Here is a 17267-nt window from a genome sequence, read left to right on the forward strand (position 1 = left end):
CGGATTTGACCCGGTGGCCCGCTCCGCCGCGCACTGCGAGACCGTGCGGGGCGCACCCGGCTGGGGAGGAGGGGTGAAGATCCGAGCAAAACCGTGCCGTGCGAGCCCGCCGGGATGACAGGCTCAGACGGTCCCCGCGCGTGGCGCCACGACGTCGTGCGCGCCCGCCCGGATCCGAGGGCTGGACGCGGGGCACACGACAGGAGGACATCACGGTGGGTACGGCGCTGACGACGGGACGGGCCCGTGCCCGGCGGTGGGCCGGGACGGGCGCGGTCGTCGCCCTGACGGTGGTGGCGCTGCAGGGCTGCAGCGCGGACGCACCGGACGCGCGCCCGGCCGCCGAGGCGCTCGCCTCCGCCCTCGAGTCGGGGGACTTCACGGACGTGCCGCTGGACGCCGACGCCCCCGCACCCGCGGACCTGGCCGCCACGCGGACCGCGGTCGTCGAAGGGCTGGGGGAGTCGGTCGCCACGGTCGAGGTCGGTGACGTGGCCCTCGCCGACGACGAGCTGACCGCGACCGCGCCCCTCACCGTCACGTGGGACGTGCCGTGGACCGACGCGGACTGGACGTACACGGCGGCGGCGCAGCTGGTGCGCGACGAGGACGACGACGAGCAGCCGTGGCGCGCGCGCTGGGCGCTGCCGCTGCTGGCGCCCGACCTGACCGAGGGGGAGCGCCTCACCGTCGGCCGCCGGGCGGCCGAACGCGGCCCGGTCCTGGGCCAGGGCGACGCACCCCTCGTCGAGAAGCGGCCCGTCTCCCGGATCGGCATCGACAAGCAGCACGTCGCCGAGGCGCAGGCCGACCCGGACGCCGCAGCCCGTGCCCTGGCGGCCGCGCTCGCGATGGACGCCGACGCGTACGCGCAGCGGGTCGCCGACGCGGGACCGCAGGCGTTCGTCGAGGCCATCGTCGTGCGGGCGGGGGACCCCGCGTACGACGTGGCCGCGCTCGACGCGCTGCCCGGTGTCAACGTCGTCGCGGACGAGCTGCCGCTCGCGCTGACCCGCACGTTCGCGCGGGCGATCCTGGGGACGGTCGGCGACGCGACCGCGGAGATCGTCGAGGCGTCGGCGGGCGCGGTCGCCGCGGGTGACAAGACAGGACTGTCGGGGCTGCAGCGCCAGTACGACGCCCAGCTGCGCGGCACCCCGGGTGTCGTGGTCCAGGCGGTCGCCGAGGGGTCCGGCGCGTCGCGCGTCCTGCTCGACGTGCCGCCCGTCGCGGGTGAGCCGCTGCGCACGACCCTCGACCCGGTCCTGCAGCAGCGCGCCGAGGGCGTCCTCAGCGGCCTGGCGCCGGCATCGGCGATCGTCGCGGTGCGACCGTCGACGGGCGAGGTGCTCGCGGCCGCGAACGGCCCGGGCAGCGGCGGCCTGTCGACCGCCACCGTCGGGCAGTACGCACCCGGCTCCACGTTCAAGGTCGTCAGCGCCCTGGCCTACCTGCGCGGCGGCCTGACGCCGGACTCCTCGGTGAGCTGCCCGCCGACCACCACCGTCGACGGGCGCTCGTTCCAGAACTTCCCCGGCTACCCGGCCGCGGCCCTCGGCGACGTGCCGTTCCGGACGGCGTTCGCCCACTCCTGCAACACGGCGTTCATCGGCTCCCGTGACCTGGCGGGTGACGGCGCGCTCCTCGCCGCGGCGCGGTCGCTCGGCCTCGAGCCGGCGGCGGAGCTCGGGTTCCCGGCGTTCCTGGGGACCGTGCCGGACGGCGCGTCGGCGACGGCCCACGCCGCCTCGGTCATCGGTCAGGGCGAGGTCCTCGCCTCCCCGCTGGGGATGGCGACCGTCGCGGCGTCGGTCGGCGCGGGCCGCACGGTGGTCCCGTCCCTGGTGGTGCGCGGGGAGGACGCCGCGACGACCGACGAGCCCGCGGACGACGCGGTGGACGACGAGCCCGCGGACGACGCCGCGGACCTGCCGCCGGCACTGCCGCTCACGGGGGACGAGGCCGCCGCGCTGCAGGCCATGATGCGGGCCGTCGTCACGGAGGGCGGCGCCGGTCTGCTGGCCGACGTGCCGGGCGAGCCCGTGCTCGCGAAGACCGGCACGGCGCAGTTCGGTCAGGACGCGGACCTGCGCAACCACGCCTGGATGATCGCCCTGCAGGGCGACCTCGCGGTTGCGGTGTTCGTGGGCGAGGGGGACTACGGTTCGACGACAGCAGGTCCGCTGCTGAAGGCGTTCCTGGCCGGCTGACGCGAGGACGCCCCGCCGCAGGCACGTCGACGTCAGGGGGGAACGATGACCGCACGCCACGTGCCGGGAGGTCCCGGCTGGCTACGCCCGCTGCCGGGCACGGGCCTGACCGTGAGCGCGCTCGCGCTCGGTGGCAGCCCGCTGGGCGGCATGCCGGAGAACTACGGGCACGACGTCTCACCCGAGCTCGGCATCGACACCGTCCGGGCGGCGCTGCAGAGCGACATCCGGTTCATCGACACCTCCAACGGGTACTCGGGCGGTGAGAGCGAGCGCCGCATCGGTGCTGCGCTGACGGCCGTCGGCGGACTGCCTCCGGGGTACGTGGTCGCCACCAAGGTGGACCCGGAGGGCGGCGACTACTCGGGCGAGCGCGTGCGCCGCTCGGTGCTCGAGTCACGCAGCAGGCTCGGCCTGGACCACCTGCCGCTCGTCCACCTGCACGACCCCGAGTTCCACGAGTTCGACGACCTCACCGGACCGGACGGGGCGGTCGAGGCCCTGGTGGAGCTGCGCGACACGGGCGCCGTGGGGGCGATCGGGCTCGCGGGCGGACGCGTGCAGGAGATGGCCCGCTACCTGGCGCTCGGCGTGTTCGACGTCCTGCTCGTGCACAACCGCTGGACGCTCGTCGACCGGTCCGCCGGCGCGATCATCGCCGAGGCGCGGTCGCAGGGCATGGGCGTCCTCAACGCCGCCGTGTACGGCGGCGGGATCCTGGCCCGCGGCCCGGGCGGCACGCCGTCGTACGGGTACCGTCCCGCGCCGCCGCTGCTGCTGGAGGCGGTCGACGAGATGCGCGCCGTGTGCGCCCGGTACGGCACCGACCTGAGGACGGTGGCGCTGCAGTTCTCGCTGCGCGACGAGCGGTTCGCGGCCACGATCGTCGGGATGTCGCAGCCGGAGCGGGTCGTCCAGACGCTCGCGGCGGCCGCGGCGGTGCTCCCCGACGACCTCTTCGACGAGCTCGAGACTCTCGTGCCGCCGTCCGGTACCTGGCTCGACGCCCCGTTCGACGGCTGAGGGCCGAACGTGCACACCGCCGCGATCCGGCCGGCGGGCCATCGACTAACCTCACCGACGACGTGAGCGCGCGCCGCGCGCCGGGGGACGGAGCGCGCATGACGGACGGGACGGCGACGGCCGACCTCGACACCTGCGCGGACGAGCCGATCCGCGTCCCGGGCTCGGTGCAGCCGCACGGGGTCCTGCTCGCGCTCTCGGAGCCGGACCTCGTCGTGCGGCACGTGTCGGCGAACCTGACCGACCTGACGGGCATCGCCGTGCCGGACGCCCTGGGTGCGCCCCTCGCCGACGTCGTCGGGGCTGCCGCGGCCGACGTCCTGCGTGCGCACGTCCGCACGTTCGGCGACCTGCGCGCGCGCAACCCCGTGGTGGTCGAGGTCGCCGGACCGCGGGGTCCCGTCGTCGTGGACGCGATCCTGCACCGGGCGCCGGCCGGCGGCCTGCTCGTCGTGGAGCTCGAGGCGGCCAACGGCCCGCGTCCGTTCTCGTTCCCCAACACGTACCAGGCCGTGCGCGGCGCGCTGGAGCGCCTCAACCGCGCCGGTCCGCTGGAGCAGCTCTACGACGTGGCGGCCGACGAGGTCCGGGCGCTCACGGGGTTCGACCGCGTGATGGTCTACCGGTTCGACGCCGAGTACAACGGCGAGGTGGTCGCGGAGGCCCGCCGTGCGGACCTCAACCCGTTCCTGGGGCTGCACTACCCGGCCTCGGACATCCCCGCCCAGGCCCGCGCGCTGTACGAGACGAACTGGGTGCGGCTCATCCCCGACGTGGGCTACTCGCCCGCCGCGCTGGTCCCGGTGGTCGACGGGGCCTCGGGCGAGCCGCTCGACCTCACGCACTCGGTCCTGCGCAGCGTCTCGCCCGTGCACCTGGAGTACCTGGGCAACATGGGCGTGCGGGCGTCGATGTCGATCTCGCTGCTGCGCGACGGGCGGCTGTGGGGGCTGATCGCGTGCCACCACTACGCGGGCCCGCACACGGTGCCCTACGGGGTGCGGGCGGCTGCGGAGTTCCTGGGGTCGGCGCTGTCGCTGCGGCTCGTCGCGCGCGCGCAGGACCGTGAGCTGGAGCGCGAGCTCGCCGCCCAGGCGCAGATCGCGCGCGTCCTGCGCGTCGCACGCGACCACGACCACGGGCTCGCGGAGGCGCTCGCCGGGGACGGTCCCGGCCTGCTGTCGGTGGTGCCGGCGCACGGCCTGGTCGTCGTCGCCGACGGCCGGACCGCGACGGCGGGCGAGGCGGCCGTGGACGTCGACGCGCTGCGTTCCTGGGTGCTGGACCAGCCCGAGCCCGTGACGGTCCGCACGGCCCTGGGCGTGAGCGACCCGGCGCTGGCGGCGTCGCTGCCCGGTGTCGCCGGGCTCCTCGCCGTCCGGCTGCCGGACGACCAGGTCGTCGTCTGGCTGCGCGACGAGCACGTGCGGGACATCTACTGGGGCGGTGACCCGCAGAACAAGGCGATCGCCGGCCGCGAGGGCGACCACGTGCGGCTGAGCCCCCGCAAGTCGTTCGACCGGTGGCGCGAGGAGGTGCGCGGCCGGTGCGAGCCGTGGGCCCCCGAGCACGTGCGCGCGGTCGAGGACCTGCGCAGCCGGCTGCTCGAGGTCATCATCGTGCGCAACCGCTGGCAGATGACGGCCGCGCACACCGTGCAGCTCTCCCTGCTGCCGCGCCACCTGCCCACCGTGCCCGGCTGGGCGCTGCAGGCGCGGTACGTGCCCGCGGCCGGTGGCCGGGTCGGCGGCGACTGGTACGACGCGCTCGAGCTGCCGGACGGGCGGTTCGCGGTCGTGGTCGGCGACGTCGCGGGGCACGGTCTGGGTGCGGCCGCCGCCATGGGCCAGCTGCGCAACGCGCTGCGCGCCTACCTCATGCGGTGCCAGGACGTGCGCGAGGCCCTGGTCGACATCGACGAGCTCGCCCGCCGCACGATGCCCGAGGACATGGCGACGGTCGTCGTGGTCGTCGTCGACCCCCTGACGGGCCGCGCGTCCGTGGGCGCCGCCGGCCACCCGCGCCCGCTGCGGCTGACGGCCGACGGCCAGGCGGCGCTGCTGCCGATGCGCGTGGACCGGCCGGTGGGTGTGGGATCCGGCGACCCGCAGGTCGTCGACCTGCACCTCGCGCCGGGCGCGGGCATGGTGCTGTACAGCGACGGCCTGGTCGACTCCCGCTCCACAGCGCTCGCGGACGGCATCGACCGGCTCATCCAGCACTTCGACCGGCCGGACCCGACCGTGCCGGTGGACATCGACGAGGTCGTCGCGGACTGCTCCGACCCGGACTCGAAGGACGACATGACGCTGCTGCTGCTCTGCCGGGACGTCGACCTGCCCGCGGGGGCCCGGCCGTGAGCGCCCGGCGGGCGGCGGCCCGCGCGTTCTGGCGGGTGAGCCGGTGGACGCTGCGGACGGAGCGGGTCCCGCGCGACGGTGCCGGCATCATCCTCGGCGCGCCGCACACGTCGAACTGGGACTTCGTCCTGATGCTCGCGATCGCCTGGGAGGCCGAGCTGCAGTTCAAGTGGCTGGGCAAGCACACCCTCTTCCAGGGTCCGGCCGGGCCGTTGATGCGGGCGCTGGGCGGGATCCCGGTGGACCGGCGCGACCCGGCCGGCCTGGTGGACGACATCGTCGCGCGCATGGCCGCGGGCGAGCGGTTCTACCTCGTGATCACCCCCGAGGGCAGCCGGTCCGGCTCCGGCTGGAAGTCGGGCTTCTACCGCATCGCGCGGGCGGTCGGCCTGACGGTGACCCTGGGGTACGTGGACCGCACGACGATGACCGCGGGCCTGGGACCGACGCTGACCCTGACCGGTGACGTGCGTGCCGACATGGACGTGGTGCGCGCGTTCTACGCCGACAAGTCGGGCTTCGTCCCGGCGCGCCGCACCGAGCCGCGGCTGCGGGACGAGGGCGTTGCGGATGCGGGGTCGTCCGACCCGGCCTAGCGTCGTCCCGTCACCGACGAAGGGAACTCCCATGGGTCTGGACGACAAGATCAGGAACAGCGCGCAGGAGACCGGCGGCAAGGCCAAGGAAGCCCTGGGCAAGGCCACCGGCGACGAGGAGCGCGAGGCCGAGGGCAAGGCCGACCAGTCCTCGGCGAACCTCAAGCAGGCCGGCGAGAACGTCAAGGACGCCTTCCGCTGACGGTCTGCGGCGCCGGCACGACCGGTGCCGACGGCAACCCCGGACGCCCCCGCACCGCTGCCGGTGCGGGGGCGTCCGTGCGCGACGGGGGGCGGTTCACCCGGACGGACCTGCCTGAGCAGCCCGTCGGGGCCGACACGCCGCCCGACCGGACCTGCGAACATCCACCGACCGGGTGAATTGGGCCGTCGTCCAGGACAGGCGTCCCGTATCGCTTCCGTTCTCCGTGAGAGCCGTCTAATGTCGGACTTGTCAGCGAAACGGCAAACCCTCCGCGAGGGGGGGACGCAAAGCCACGGGACCCACGGGGTCAGCCGGGCTACCGAACGAAGGGGTTCGTGATGGACCAGCGCAACTCGGCAGCGGAGCCGCACGAGGTTCGTCCGCAGGTCATCCCGCTCGGCCGTTGGGCAGCCATCGCCGCCCGTCTTGAGGCCTCGCTGAACGTCCCCTCGCAGCGCGACGCGCTCGCCGCCTGAGAGCAGGTCCGTACAGCTCCTGCCCGCTCGGCCCGTCGTGGCGACGCGACGGCCGACCGGATCAGGGCTGCGTGACCCTAGAGCTCGCCGACGCGCGTCAGGTAGCGCATCGCGACCCACCCGAGCGGGATGCGCAGCCAGAACGTCAGCACGCGGAACAGCAGCGCCACGGTCGTGGCGACACCGGCGTTCACGCCGGCGATCGTGGTCAGCCCGACGGCGAGCGAGAGGTCGACCGTCCCGATGCCACCAGGCGTCGGGATGACGGACCCCGCCGCGTTGCCGGTGAGGTGCACGAGCGCCACCTGCACGAGCGAGGCGTCCTGCCCCAGCGCCATGAGCGCGGCGTCGAACGCGAGCACGTACCCCATGGTCATGAGGATGTTGCCGCCGAGGGCGAGCGCGAGGCGCCACGGCTGCCCGAGCAGCTCGATGAGTCGGGGCAGGGTCTGACGGACCGTGGGGCCGACCGTGCGCTGCGCCCACGTCCGCACGCCGGGGAAGAGCAGCGCGCCGCCGATGGCCGCGGCGACGGCCGCGAGCACGACCAGCACGGTGGACGGCACGGAGAACGGGTTCGGTGACTGCACGCCCGACGTCACCGTCAGCACCAGGAGCAGCAGCAGGGTCGTGACGAACTGGCTGACCTGCACGAGCGCGACGGTCGCTCCCGCGAGCGACGCGTTGACGCCGCGCCGCGTGAGCATGCGCAGGTTGAGCGCGGCCGGCCCGATGCCGGCGGGGGCGGCGAGCGAGACGAACGTCGCGGCGGTCTGCACGAGCGTCGCGCGCCAGACGGGCAGGCGCACGGGGGAGAAGGCGACGAACGCCAGTGCCGCACCCAGCAGGGTGACCAGGCCCAGGGCGAACGCCAGCACGGAGTAGCGCCAGTCGCTGGCGGCGAGCACGGGACCGATCTGCGCGACGTTGACGGACGCGAGCACGGCGAAGACGGCGACGACCGTCAGCACGATGGTCAGCAGCGTGCGGGCTCCGAAGCGCACGAGCTGCTCGGGCTGCACGTCCGCCTCGGGCAGGCGCGCGACCAGCGCGGAGCGCAGCTCGGCGAGCACCTCCTTGTGGGCGCGCATCTCCTCGCGCGTGCGGCGCGGCAGCGCGACCGTCTGCAGCAGCGGGCCGATCGACTCGATGTCGGCCGCGGGCAGCGTCCGCGCCGCGGACGCGACGGCTCGCGCCGCTCCCACGCGCAGCGCGAGCAGGGCGATGAGCTGCATGGTGTCCATGCGGCGTGCGAGGTCCGACGACGCGACGTCCCCCTGCTCCCAGGCCGTGATCCACACGCGGGGCGCGGAGGGGCGACGCTCGACGAGGATCACGTCGGACGTGAGCGCCCGGTGCGCGATGCCGGCGGCGTGCGCGAGGCTCAGCTGCTCCCAGATCGCGTCCAGCACGGCGTCGTCGACGTCCTCGCTGTCCATGTCGGACAGCGGCACCGCGGCACCCGTCTTCTCCTGCAGCAGGAGCATCGAGTCCTCGGCCTCGGCGAGGCTCAGCAGCTGGGGGGTGCGGACGCCGGCGGCCCGCGCGGCGTAGGCGAGCAGGGCGGCGCGTTCCGTGGCCTGCCGCAGGGACAGCGCCGAGCGGCCCTCGAGGCCACGCAGCCGCAGGCTGCGCCACAGCCGCGTCAGCATGCCGACCACCTGGCGGTCCCCGTCGAAGGCGATGAGGTCGAGGTGGCGGCCGTCGTCGGTCGTGACGTCGTAGAGCCGGTCACCCGACGCGCGCACGAGGGCACGCTGCGCGGGCGTGGCCTGCGGCAGCAGGGCGAGCGCGTCGGCGACGGCCGGGGTGCGGTCGGCCTCGATCGTGGGGTCGGGCACGCGCACGACGGCCGCGGGCTCGACGCCGGCGTGGCGGATCCCGGCCAGCAGCGCGTCGCCGTAGGCGCGTTCGGGGTCGACGCCGCCCAGGTACCGCACACCCAGACCGGCGACCCGGCCCACCAGCAGCGCGAGGCCCAGGCCGGGCAGCGACACGCCGGCGGTGATGATGACCACGCCCGTCGTGACCCACAGCAGGTTCCACGACCACGCGACGCTGCGCCGCCGACCGCGCGGTCCGGACACGGTGAGCAGGGCGGTCAGCATGGCCGTGTACTCGGGGATCGTCAGCGCCCACCCGGCGCTGAGGCGCACCGACAGGCCGCGCACGAGCTCCTCGGAGCCGAAGGTCTGGAACGTCCAGTGCAGTGCCGCGACCACCAGCATCGCGGCGACGGCTGCGACGACGGACTGCAGCAGCTGGCGCCCGAGTCGCCGCAGCGCGAGCTCGGTGAGCACGGCGATCGGCACGACCACCGTGGTGAACCCGACCAGCACGTTGACGGGCACGAACAGGATGCGGCGCAGCAGCGTCGCGAACCCCTGCACGTCCTCGGCGACGCCCGTGGTCGTGTTCTGCGCGTACGTCGCGAGGATGGCGACCAGCACGGCGAGGAGCGCTGTCAGCGTGACGCCGAGCAGGTCGCTGGGGCGGTGCACGCGCGGGGGGCGGACGTCGCGCACGTCGACGCGCGAGCGCACGGCACGGACCGTGCCGGTCGGGGTCGTCGGGGTCGTCGTGGGCGCCGCGGGCGCCGCGGGCCTGCCGTCGTCGGGGTCGACTCCGGCACCCTCCGGTGCGGGCGTCGACAGGGGCATGATGGCGAGTCTAGGCAGGGGGGTGCTTCCGGCTCGTCCTCCTTACGGCGGGTCGTGCGCACGGGCGTCTCCACCTGCGGGATCGATTCGCCTCCATCCCCGGGGTCAACACATGTTGACGAGACCGCATGCAGGGGTCAACATGTGTTGACGCCCTGACGTCGATCGAGGAGCACGCATGACCCAGGAGGAGGCCGACATGACCGCTCTTGTCGCCCGCGCCGAGGACGACGACCCCCTCGGCGCACTGCTCGCCCTGCACCGGCTGCGGACCGAGGTGGACCGCCGTGAGGCCGTCGCCGTCCGCCGCGCCCGCGCCGCCGGCGTCCCGTGGGTCGCGATCGCCACCATGCTCGGCGTCAGCAAGCAGGCCGTGCACCGCAAGTACGGCGGCCGCCGCCGCGAGCCCTGACCCCCAGTGGTGAGAGTGCAATCCAGTCCAGTCCGAGAACTGGATCGCACTCTCGCGGCCGGGGTTCGGGCCCGGCAGCGCTCACCCCAGTGGTGAGAGTGCAATCCAGTCCAGTCCGGGAGCTGGATCGCACTCTCGCGGCCGGGGGTTGGGCCCGGGCAGCCCTGACCCCCAGTGGTGAGAGTGCAATCCAGTCCAGTGCGGGAGCTGGATCGCACTCTCACGGCCGGGGTTCGGGCCCGGCAGCCCTCACCCCCAGTGGTGAGAGTGCAATCCAGTCGAGTCCGGGAGCTGGATCGCACTCTCACGGCCGGGGTTGGGAGGGGGCGGGCTCGGCGCGCCGGTCGTGGTGGGGCGCGCTACGTTCGGCTCAGGGGTGTCGGTGCGCGGCCACGCCGCGCCACCTCCTGCGGGTCGGACGGCTCGGCGAGGGGGATCACGATGGTCGACGACATGACCGCCCAGATGTCACGGACGCTGAGCAAGGCGTGGTGGCTGCCCGTGCTGCGCGGCCTGCTGCTGCTGGTCCTCGGGCTGCTGCTGATGGCCCAGCCGGCGGCATCGGTGCAGGCGATCGTGTGGTTGTTCGGGATCTTCGCGGTCGTCGACGGCGTCGTCTCGGTGGTGCTGGGCCTGACGGACCGCGGGTCGCCCGGGTGGGGGTGGTGGGTCGTCGAGGGCCTCGCCGGGATCGGCGTCGGTGCGGTCGTGGTGCTGTGGCCCGAGCCGACCGTCCGCGTGTTGTTCTTCCTGCTGGCGGCGTGGCTGCTGGTGCTCGGTGTCGTGTCGATCCTGGCGGCCGTCGCGCAGTCGCGCGCGCGCCTCGGGGGGTGGCACTGGCCGCTCACCTTCGGCCTGGTGTGCACGCTCTTCGCCGTGCTGCTCATCGCGCGCCCGCAGGGGGTGCTGGCCTTCTTCGGTGTGGTGCTCGGGCTGTTCGCGTTCGTCGGCGGTGCGATCAACGTCGTCAGCGGGTTCGCGGTGCGTCAGGTGGTGCGGGACCTGACGAGGGACCCGCTGGCCTGACGCGCGTCACATGACGCCGATCGCCTCGAGCCACTCGTCGGGCAGGGTCGCGTAGCCGACGAAGGCCGCGACGTCGAGCGCCGTGTGCGCGACGACGAGCGGCATGACGCGGCGTCGTCGTCGGTAGTACTCCGCGAACACGACGCCCATGACCACGTTGCCGAAGAACGGGCCCCACCCCTGGTAGAGGTGGTACGAGCCGCGCAGCAGGGCGCTCGCCGCGATGATCGCCGGCGTGCTCCAGCGCAGGTCGCGCAGCCGCTCCATGAGGTAGCCGACGGCGATGACCTCCTCGATCAGCGCGTTCTGCAGCGCGGCCAGGATGAGCACCGGGACCGTCCACCACGCGGCGTTGAGGGCCGACGCCTGGACCTCGACCGTGATGCCGAGGGCCCGCCCGGCGACGTACAGGCCCAGGCCGGGGATCCCGATGGCGGCCGCGAGGCCCATCCCGATCCCCAGGTCGCGCCACGGGCGGGCGCCGTCGAGCCCGATGCGCCGTACCGCCGAGCGGCCGTTCGCCGACAGCAGGTACAGCGCGAGCGCGACGGGCAGCAGGGCGAACCCGATGGACAGCAGCTGGTACGTCAGGTCCAGGTAGGGCCGGGGCGACTGGCTCGGGTTGAGGGTCGTCGTCTGCTGCGCGAGCGGCGGGCCGGCGGTCAGCTTGGCGATGAGCGAGACGACCGCGTACACGGCCGACTTCCCCAGCGACAGACCCAGGACGATCCAGATCTCGGCGGTCAACCGTCGGGAGACCGCCCGCTGGTCCGGCGCCGGCGGTCCCGGGCGGCGGGGCCCGCGCGCACCGGAACCCTGCGTTGCGTCGTCCTCGTGCGCGTCGACGGTTCGTCCCACCCTCGCAGGTTACGGGCCAGGTCTGGCGGGGGCGCTGGGTCCGAGGTCTTGACGCTGTTGCGGCGCAGTGACAAAGTGGTTTGCATCGCAAAGTTGACGCACCAGGAGGACGCCATGGACCGGACCGACCCACGCGGCGTCCCCGACGACGGCGCACCTCTCGCAGACCTCGACGACGCCCCGCCGGACCCCCGTGCCGGCCTCGCGATCGTCGCCGCCCAGCAGCGCCGCGTGCGCGACTCCGACGTCGACGACCGCCTGCTGTTCGGCGTGTGGGGCGTCGCCTGGCTCGTCGGGTACGCCGCCCAGTGGTGGACCGCGACCGCGTCACCCACCCGGACCGCCACCGGTCAGGGCGGACTCGTCTTCGCGGCCGTCGCCGTCGCGGCGCTCGTCGTCACGCTCGTGCACATCGCCCGTGCGACCCACGGCGTCGCCGGCACGAGCAGGCAGGTCGGCATGATGTACGGCTGGGCGTGGAGCATCGGGTTCTTCGGGCAGGGGCTCATCGTCGCGGGCGTCGTCGGCGCCGGCGCGAGCCCCGAGATCATCGCGATCGTCGCCAACGGTGCGGCCTGCCTCGTCGTCGGACTGCTCTACATGGCCGGTGGTGCGCTGTGGCAGCAGCTCTCGCTGTTCCTCATCGGTGCCTGGATGATCGCGACCGCCGCGGCCGCGAGCCTCGTCGCGATGCCCGACGGCTACCTCGTCATGTCCCTGGCCGGGGGTGGCGGCATGCTCGTCGCCTGCCTGCTCGCCGCGCTGCACCGGAGGCGCGCGTGAGCGAGGTCGACCTCGACCCGGTCATCCACTCGGCGTCGCGGCTGCGGGTCGTCGCCACCCTGGCCGCCCTCGAGCGCGGTGACCGCGTGTCCTTCCCCCGGCTGCAGAAGCTGCTCGACATGACGGCCGGCAACCTGTCCACGCACCTGCGGCGCCTCGAGGACGCCGGGTACGTCACGCAGACCAAGACGCACGTCGGCCGCACGCCGGCCACCTACGTCGAGCTCAGCACCGCCGGACGCGCCGCGTTCGAGCGCTACACCCTCACCCTGACCGAGCTGCTCAAGGGAGCACAGGAATGACCGCCACCGCACCCCCCGTGCTCGTCGAGCACGTCACGCGCCGGTTCGGCGCCGTCACCGCGCTCGACGACGTCAGCCTGCGCGTCGAGGCCGGTGAGCTCGTCGGGCTGCTCGGGCCCAACGGGGCCGGCAAGACGACCCTGCTCTCGCTCGTCACGGGCCTGCGCACACCCGACGCGGGCACCGTCCGCGTCTTCGGCGGCAACCCGCGCGACCCCGCGTCGCGCACGTCCCTGGGCACGACGCCCCAGGAGACGGGCCTGCCCGACACGCTCAAGGTGCGCGAGGTCGTCGACTTCGTCGCCGGGCACTTCGCCCACCCGATGCCGCGCGACGAGGTCCTCGCCCGGTTCGGGCTCACCGACCTGGCCGAGAGGCAGACCGGCGCGCTGTCCGGCGGGCAGAAGCGGCGCCTCGCGGTCGGGCTGTCGCTCGTCGGCCGCCCCCGGCTCGTGCTGCTCGACGAGCCGACGACGGGTCTCGACGTCGAGGCCCGCCACATCCTGTGGCAGGCGCTGCGCGACTACCACGGCGACGGTGCGACCGTCATCGTGACCAGCCACTACCTGGAGGAGATCGAGGCGCTCGCTGAGCGCGTCGTGGTCGTCGGCGGGGGGCGCGTGCTCGCCGACGACACCCTCGCCCGCGTGCTCGACCTGGTCGCCGTGCGCCGCGTGACGCTCACGCTCGGCGCCGGCCGGCCCGCGGACCTGCTGGCCCTGCCCGGCGTCCAGGACGTCGTCGACGCGACCGACGCCCCCGGGCAGGTCCCCGGCCGCACCCGCGTCACGCTCGTCGCGTCGGACGCCGACGCGGCCGTGCGGGCGCTCGTCGAGCGGGCCGTGCCGTTCACCGACCTCGAGGTGCGCGGCGCCTCGCTGGAGGAGGCGTTCCTGTCCCTGACGTCGCACGACGCACCCCCCGCCCCGACGGCCGTCCCCGAGGTGACCCGATGACCACCACCACCGTGACCCGACCGGCCCTGCGCCCCTGGGGCTCCCTCGCGTGGCTGCACACGCGCTACCAGTTCCTCGAGACCGTCCGCGTGCCGATCGCCGTGATCGGCAACCTGCTGTTCCCCGCGCTCGCGCTGGTGTTCTTCGTCGTGCCGCAGAGCGCGATCACGTCGAACCCGGTCGCGTCCACCGCCGCGGTCGCGCAGCTCGGGACGTTCGCCATCATGTCGGCCTGCATGTTCACGCACGGTGCGGGCGTCGCCGAGGACCGTGCGCATCCCTTCGACACGTTCGTCCGCACGCTGCCGGCGCGGCCCGGGCCACGGCTCGCCGGGCGCGTGGTCAACGGCCTGATGTGGGCGTACCTCGCGCTCGTGCCGCCCGTCATCATCGGGGCCACGCTGACGGCCGCGTCGCTGACGTGGTCGCAGGCGCTCGGGACGTTCGCGATGGTGGCGGGCGTCGCCGTGCCGTTCACGCTGCTGGGCATGGCGATCGGCTTCGCGATGTCCACCAAGGCCGCGCTCGCCGTCGTGCAGTGCGTGCTGTTCCCGCTCGCGTTCGCCGGTGGGCTGTTCATGCCGCCCGAGGCCTTCCCGGGCTGGCTCGACACGATCTCCCAGGCCCTGCCGTCGCGCGCGGCCCGCGACCTGGTCGTGCAGGTGAGCACCGGCGTCGAGGCGGGCGCGCTCGCCCTGCCGGTCCTGCTGGCGTGGACCGCCGTGTTCGCGGCGCTCGCGGTCTGGGCGGTCCGTCGCGACGAGGGCCGCCGCTTCCGCTGACGGCACCCCGCACCCGTCGAGCGCGGCACTCGACCGTCGAGCGCGGTACTCGTGTGTACCGCGCTCGGCACGGGTGTGCCGCGCTCGACCGGAACGGGACGGGTCAGGGGGTCGTGCGGGGGCGGCCGCGACGCGGTGGTGCGGCCGCCGTCGACGGCATGCGTCCTGCGTCCTTCAGCGCGCGGCGCAGCAGCAGGTCGATCTGGGCGTTGACGCTGCGCAGGTCGTCGGCGGCCCACCGCGCGACGGCGTCGTGCACTGCCGGGTCGAGGCGAAGCAGCACCTGCCGCCGCTCGCGCCGCGCCGGCCGCCCGTCGCCGCCGTCCGCATCGCCCTCGCCATGGCCCTCCGCGGCGCGAGCTCCGGACCCGCCCGCGCCACCCCCCGCGTGAGAGTGCGATCCAGCACCCCCACCCCCCGCGTGAGAGTGCGATCCAGCATCGCCGCCCCCCGCGTGAGAGTGCGATCCAGCACCCCCACCCCCCGCGTGAGAGTGCGATCCAGCGTTCGTGACGTCCCCCTGCGGGGGCACGGCCCCGGGCGGCGCGGCACCTCGCGCGCCGTCCGGGTCCTCGTGCCCCGCGTCCACCGGCCCGTCCGTCACCCGTACAGGCTGCCGGTGTTGATGACGGGTGTCGCGCGGGACTCCCCGCACAGGACGACGAGCAGGTTCGAGACCATCGTGGCGCGACGCTCGTCGTCGAGCGTGACGATGCCGTCGGCCTCGAGACGGCCCAGCGCGCTCTCGACCATGGACACGGCGCCCTCGACGATCCGTTCGCGCGCGGCGATGATCGCCCCGGCCTGCTGGCGCTGCAGCATCGCCTGGGCGATCTCGGGGGCGTACGCGAGGTTGGAGATGCGGGCCTCGACGACCTCGAGGCCGGCGATGACGACGCGCGCCGCCACCTCGGCGGCGATCTCCGCGGACACCACGTCGGTCGCCCCGCGCAGGGAGTTCTCGCCGTCGTCGGCGTGGTCGTACGGGTGCGACATCGCGACGTGCCGCAGTGCCGACTCCGACTGCACGCGCACGAAGTCGGCGTAGTCCTCGACCGCGAACGTCGCCTTGGCGGTGTCGGCGACCTGCCACACGACGATCGACGCGATGTTGATGGGGTTGCCGTCGGCGTCGTTGACCTTCAGCTCATTGGTCTCGAAGTTGCGGACGCGCACGGAGACGTTCTTGCGCGTCGTCAGGGGGACCGTCAGGACCAGGCCGGTGCGGCGGATGGTCCCGATGTAGCGGCCGAAGAACTGGACCACGCGCGTCTGACCGGGGCTGATCACGGCCACGCCGGTGAACATGACGACGCCCAGCACCATCAGGCCGACGCCGAGGAAGCCCCACGCGTCCGCGCCCGTCGTCTCCGCGTGGATGAACAGCGGGATCGAGCCGCCGATCGCCCCGAGCGCGAGGAGCAGGGCGACGAGACCGCCGCCGGCGCCGGTCGCCCAGGCGTCACGCTCGGCGACGTCGACGCGTGCGCCGGCGTGGCCGACGGGACGTCCGCTGGGGTCGCCGCCGACGGACTCCTGCGGTGGGACGGTGTCGGGCATGGTGACCTCCGGGGAGACGGGCGCTCGCGCGCTATCAATGTGATAGCACATTAGCACGACGCGCACGTGCCCGCGTCCGCCGCCCGCGCCGCGCTCACGCCCGCCGAGCGCGGCACACGACCGCCGAGCGCGGTACTCGTAGGCACCGCGCTCGGCGGTCGAGTACCGCGCTCGGCGGGAGGGTGTCCGTGGGTGTCAGGCGAACCGGCGCAGCCGGAGGCTGTTGGTCACCACCAGCACCGACGAGAACGCCATCGCAGCACCCGCGATCATCGGGTTCAGCAGCCCCAGCGCCGCGAGCGGGATCGCCGCGACGTTGTACGCGAACGCCCAGAACAGGTTCTGCCGGATCACCGCGAGCGTGCGCCGCGACAGCCGGATGGCCTGCGGAGCCGAGGCGAGGTCCCCGCGGACGAGGGTCAGGTCGGCCGCCTCGATCGCGACGTCCGTACCGGTGCCCATCGCCAGGCCGAGGTCCGCCGTCGCGAGCGCCGCGGCGTCGTTCACGCCGTCCCCGACCATCGCGACGCGCGCGCCACCGGCCTGCAGCCGCTCGACGGCCGCGACCTTCTCGTCCGGCATGACCTGGGCGACGACGTCCTCGTCCGCGATGCCGACCGCGCGGGCCGTCGCCAGGGCGGCGCCCCGGTTGTCGCCCGTGAGCAGCACGGGCCGCAGTCCGAGTGCACGCAGCTCGCGGATCGCGTCGGTCGACGTCGGCTTCACCGGGTCCCGCAGGACGAGGACGCCGCGCGCCCGCCCGTCCCACGCGGCGACGACGGCCGTCGCACCGTCCGCCTCCGCGGCGGCGACCGCGGCGGCGACCTCGTCGGTGCGCACGCCCTGCTCGTCGAGCCAGCCGAGCCGCCCGACGAGCACGCGGCGGGCCAGCCCGACACCGCTGTGGGCGGTGCGGACCACGCCGCTGACACCCCGGCCGGCGTCGGCGCGGAACTCCCGCACCTCGTCCGCACCGATCGCGACACCGTCCGCCCCGACCGCCACGTCGCCGCCCGCTCCTGCACCGTGACTGGATTGCACTGTCACGCCTGAGGGGG

The 17267-nt window shown here is 74.4% G+C and carries 17 protein-coding genes and 1 riboswitch; of the genes, 12 read left to right on the top strand and 5 right to left on the bottom strand.

All coding sequences use genetic code 11. The features are described 5' to 3' along the window. Positions 1–215 precede the first annotated feature (215 nt). The 6 genes from IR158_RS11140 (at position 216) to IR158_RS11165 (ending at position 6870) form a co-directional block, all read left to right on the top strand. Positions 216–2210 (top strand): penicillin-binding transpeptidase domain-containing protein, encoded by a 1995-nt coding sequence (locus IR158_RS11140; protein ID WP_291812956.1) that lies wholly within the window; start codon positions 216–218, stop codon positions 2208–2210. Between the two features lie 45 nt (positions 2211–2255). After that, positions 2256–3233 carry an aldo/keto reductase gene (locus tag IR158_RS11145; RefSeq protein ID WP_291812958.1) on the top strand — a complete coding sequence of 326 codons (978 nt, stop codon included), beginning with the start codon at positions 2256–2258 and terminating at the stop codon, positions 3231–3233. 98 nt (positions 3234–3331) lie between these two features. Beyond that, complete coding sequence (locus tag IR158_RS11150) at positions 3332–5593, top strand: SpoIIE family protein phosphatase (RefSeq protein ID WP_291812961.1); 2262 nt, start codon at positions 3332–3334, stop codon at positions 5591–5593. Further along, positions 5590–6189 (top strand): 1-acyl-sn-glycerol-3-phosphate acyltransferase, encoded by a 600-nt coding sequence (locus IR158_RS11155; protein WP_291812963.1) that lies wholly within the window; start codon positions 5590–5592, stop codon positions 6187–6189. Before IR158_RS11150 ends, IR158_RS11155 begins: the two co-directional genes overlap by 4 nt. A 31-nt stretch (positions 6190–6220) precedes the next feature. Then, complete coding sequence (locus tag IR158_RS11160) at positions 6221–6391, top strand: CsbD family protein (RefSeq protein ID WP_227576680.1); 171 nt, start codon at positions 6221–6223, stop codon at positions 6389–6391. 252 nt (positions 6392–6643) lie between these two features. After that, positions 6644–6718, top strand: a riboswitch (cyclic di-GMP riboswitch). Between the two features lie 14 nt (positions 6719–6732). Continuing rightward, on the top strand, positions 6733–6870 hold the full coding sequence (locus IR158_RS11165; protein WP_291812965.1) for a hypothetical protein: 138 nt from the start codon (positions 6733–6735) through the stop codon (positions 6868–6870). Between the two features lie 77 nt (positions 6871–6947). Here IR158_RS11165 and IR158_RS11170 read toward each other — a convergent pair whose 3' ends face one another. Beyond that, complete coding sequence (locus IR158_RS11170) at positions 6948–9530, bottom strand: lysylphosphatidylglycerol synthase transmembrane domain-containing protein (protein ID WP_291812967.1); 2583 nt, start codon at positions 9528–9530, stop codon at positions 6948–6950. Between the two features lie 178 nt (positions 9531–9708). Here IR158_RS11170 and IR158_RS11175 point away from each other — a divergent pair, with 178 nt between their 5' ends. Together IR158_RS11175 and IR158_RS11180 are read left to right on the top strand one after the other, a co-directional pair. Next, positions 9709–9942 (top strand): hypothetical protein, encoded by a 234-nt coding sequence (locus IR158_RS11175; protein ID WP_291812969.1) that lies wholly within the window; start codon positions 9709–9711, stop codon positions 9940–9942. Positions 9943–10395: 453 nt separating this feature from the next. Next, positions 10396–10968 carry an HdeD family acid-resistance protein gene (locus IR158_RS11180; protein WP_291812971.1) on the top strand — a complete coding sequence of 191 codons (573 nt, stop codon included), beginning with the start codon at positions 10396–10398 and terminating at the stop codon, positions 10966–10968. Between the two features lie 6 nt (positions 10969–10974). Here the strand turns inward: IR158_RS11180 and IR158_RS11185 are convergent, their stop codons facing one another. Further along, a complete protein-coding gene (locus IR158_RS11185; protein ID WP_291813351.1) occupies positions 10975–11715 on the bottom strand; it encodes a CPBP family intramembrane glutamic endopeptidase in 741 nt (246 codons plus the stop codon). Between the two features lie 225 nt (positions 11716–11940). On the opposite strand from IR158_RS11185, the gene IR158_RS11190 reads away from it, so the two are divergent. Genes IR158_RS11190 through IR158_RS11205 form a run of 4 tightly spaced genes read left to right on the top strand, consistent with a single transcriptional unit; the run spans position 11941 to position 14649 of the window. Next, positions 11941–12609 (top strand): hypothetical protein, encoded by a 669-nt coding sequence (locus IR158_RS11190; RefSeq protein WP_291812973.1) that lies wholly within the window; start codon positions 11941–11943, stop codon positions 12607–12609. Further along, complete coding sequence (locus tag IR158_RS11195; RefSeq protein ID WP_291812975.1) at positions 12606–12911, top strand: transcriptional regulator; 306 nt, start codon at positions 12606–12608, stop codon at positions 12909–12911. The genes IR158_RS11190 and IR158_RS11195 overlap by 4 nt, the downstream gene beginning before the upstream one ends. After that, positions 12908–13867 (top strand): ABC transporter ATP-binding protein, encoded by a 960-nt coding sequence (locus IR158_RS11200; RefSeq protein ID WP_291812977.1) that lies wholly within the window; start codon positions 12908–12910, stop codon positions 13865–13867. Before IR158_RS11195 ends, IR158_RS11200 begins: the two co-directional genes overlap by 4 nt. After that, positions 13864–14649: an ABC transporter permease gene (locus IR158_RS11205; protein WP_291812979.1), complete on the top strand. Its 786-nt coding sequence runs from the start codon at positions 13864–13866 to the stop codon at positions 14647–14649. The genes IR158_RS11200 and IR158_RS11205 overlap by 4 nt, the downstream gene beginning before the upstream one ends. A 103-nt stretch (positions 14650–14752) precedes the next feature. Here IR158_RS11205 and IR158_RS11210 read toward each other — a convergent pair whose 3' ends face one another. The 3 genes from IR158_RS11210 to IR158_RS11220 all read right to left on the bottom strand — a co-directional run. After that, positions 14753–14932: a hypothetical protein gene (locus IR158_RS11210; RefSeq protein ID WP_291812981.1), complete on the bottom strand. Its 180-nt coding sequence runs from the start codon at positions 14930–14932 to the stop codon at positions 14753–14755. Positions 14933–15249: 317 nt separating this feature from the next. Next, positions 15250–16209 carry an SPFH domain-containing protein gene (locus IR158_RS11215; protein ID WP_291812983.1) on the bottom strand — a complete coding sequence of 320 codons (960 nt, stop codon included), beginning with the start codon at positions 16207–16209 and terminating at the stop codon, positions 15250–15252. Positions 16210–16404: 195 nt separating this feature from the next. Continuing rightward, positions 16405–17267: HAD-IC family P-type ATPase (locus IR158_RS11220; RefSeq protein ID WP_291812984.1), on the bottom strand; the 863-nt coding region annotated here is incomplete at its 5' end.

It is taken from the genome of Cellulomonas sp., assembly GCF_015234515.1.
In the GTDB taxonomy this organism is placed as follows: Bacteria; Actinomycetota; Actinomycetes; order Actinomycetales; family Cellulomonadaceae; genus Cellulomonas.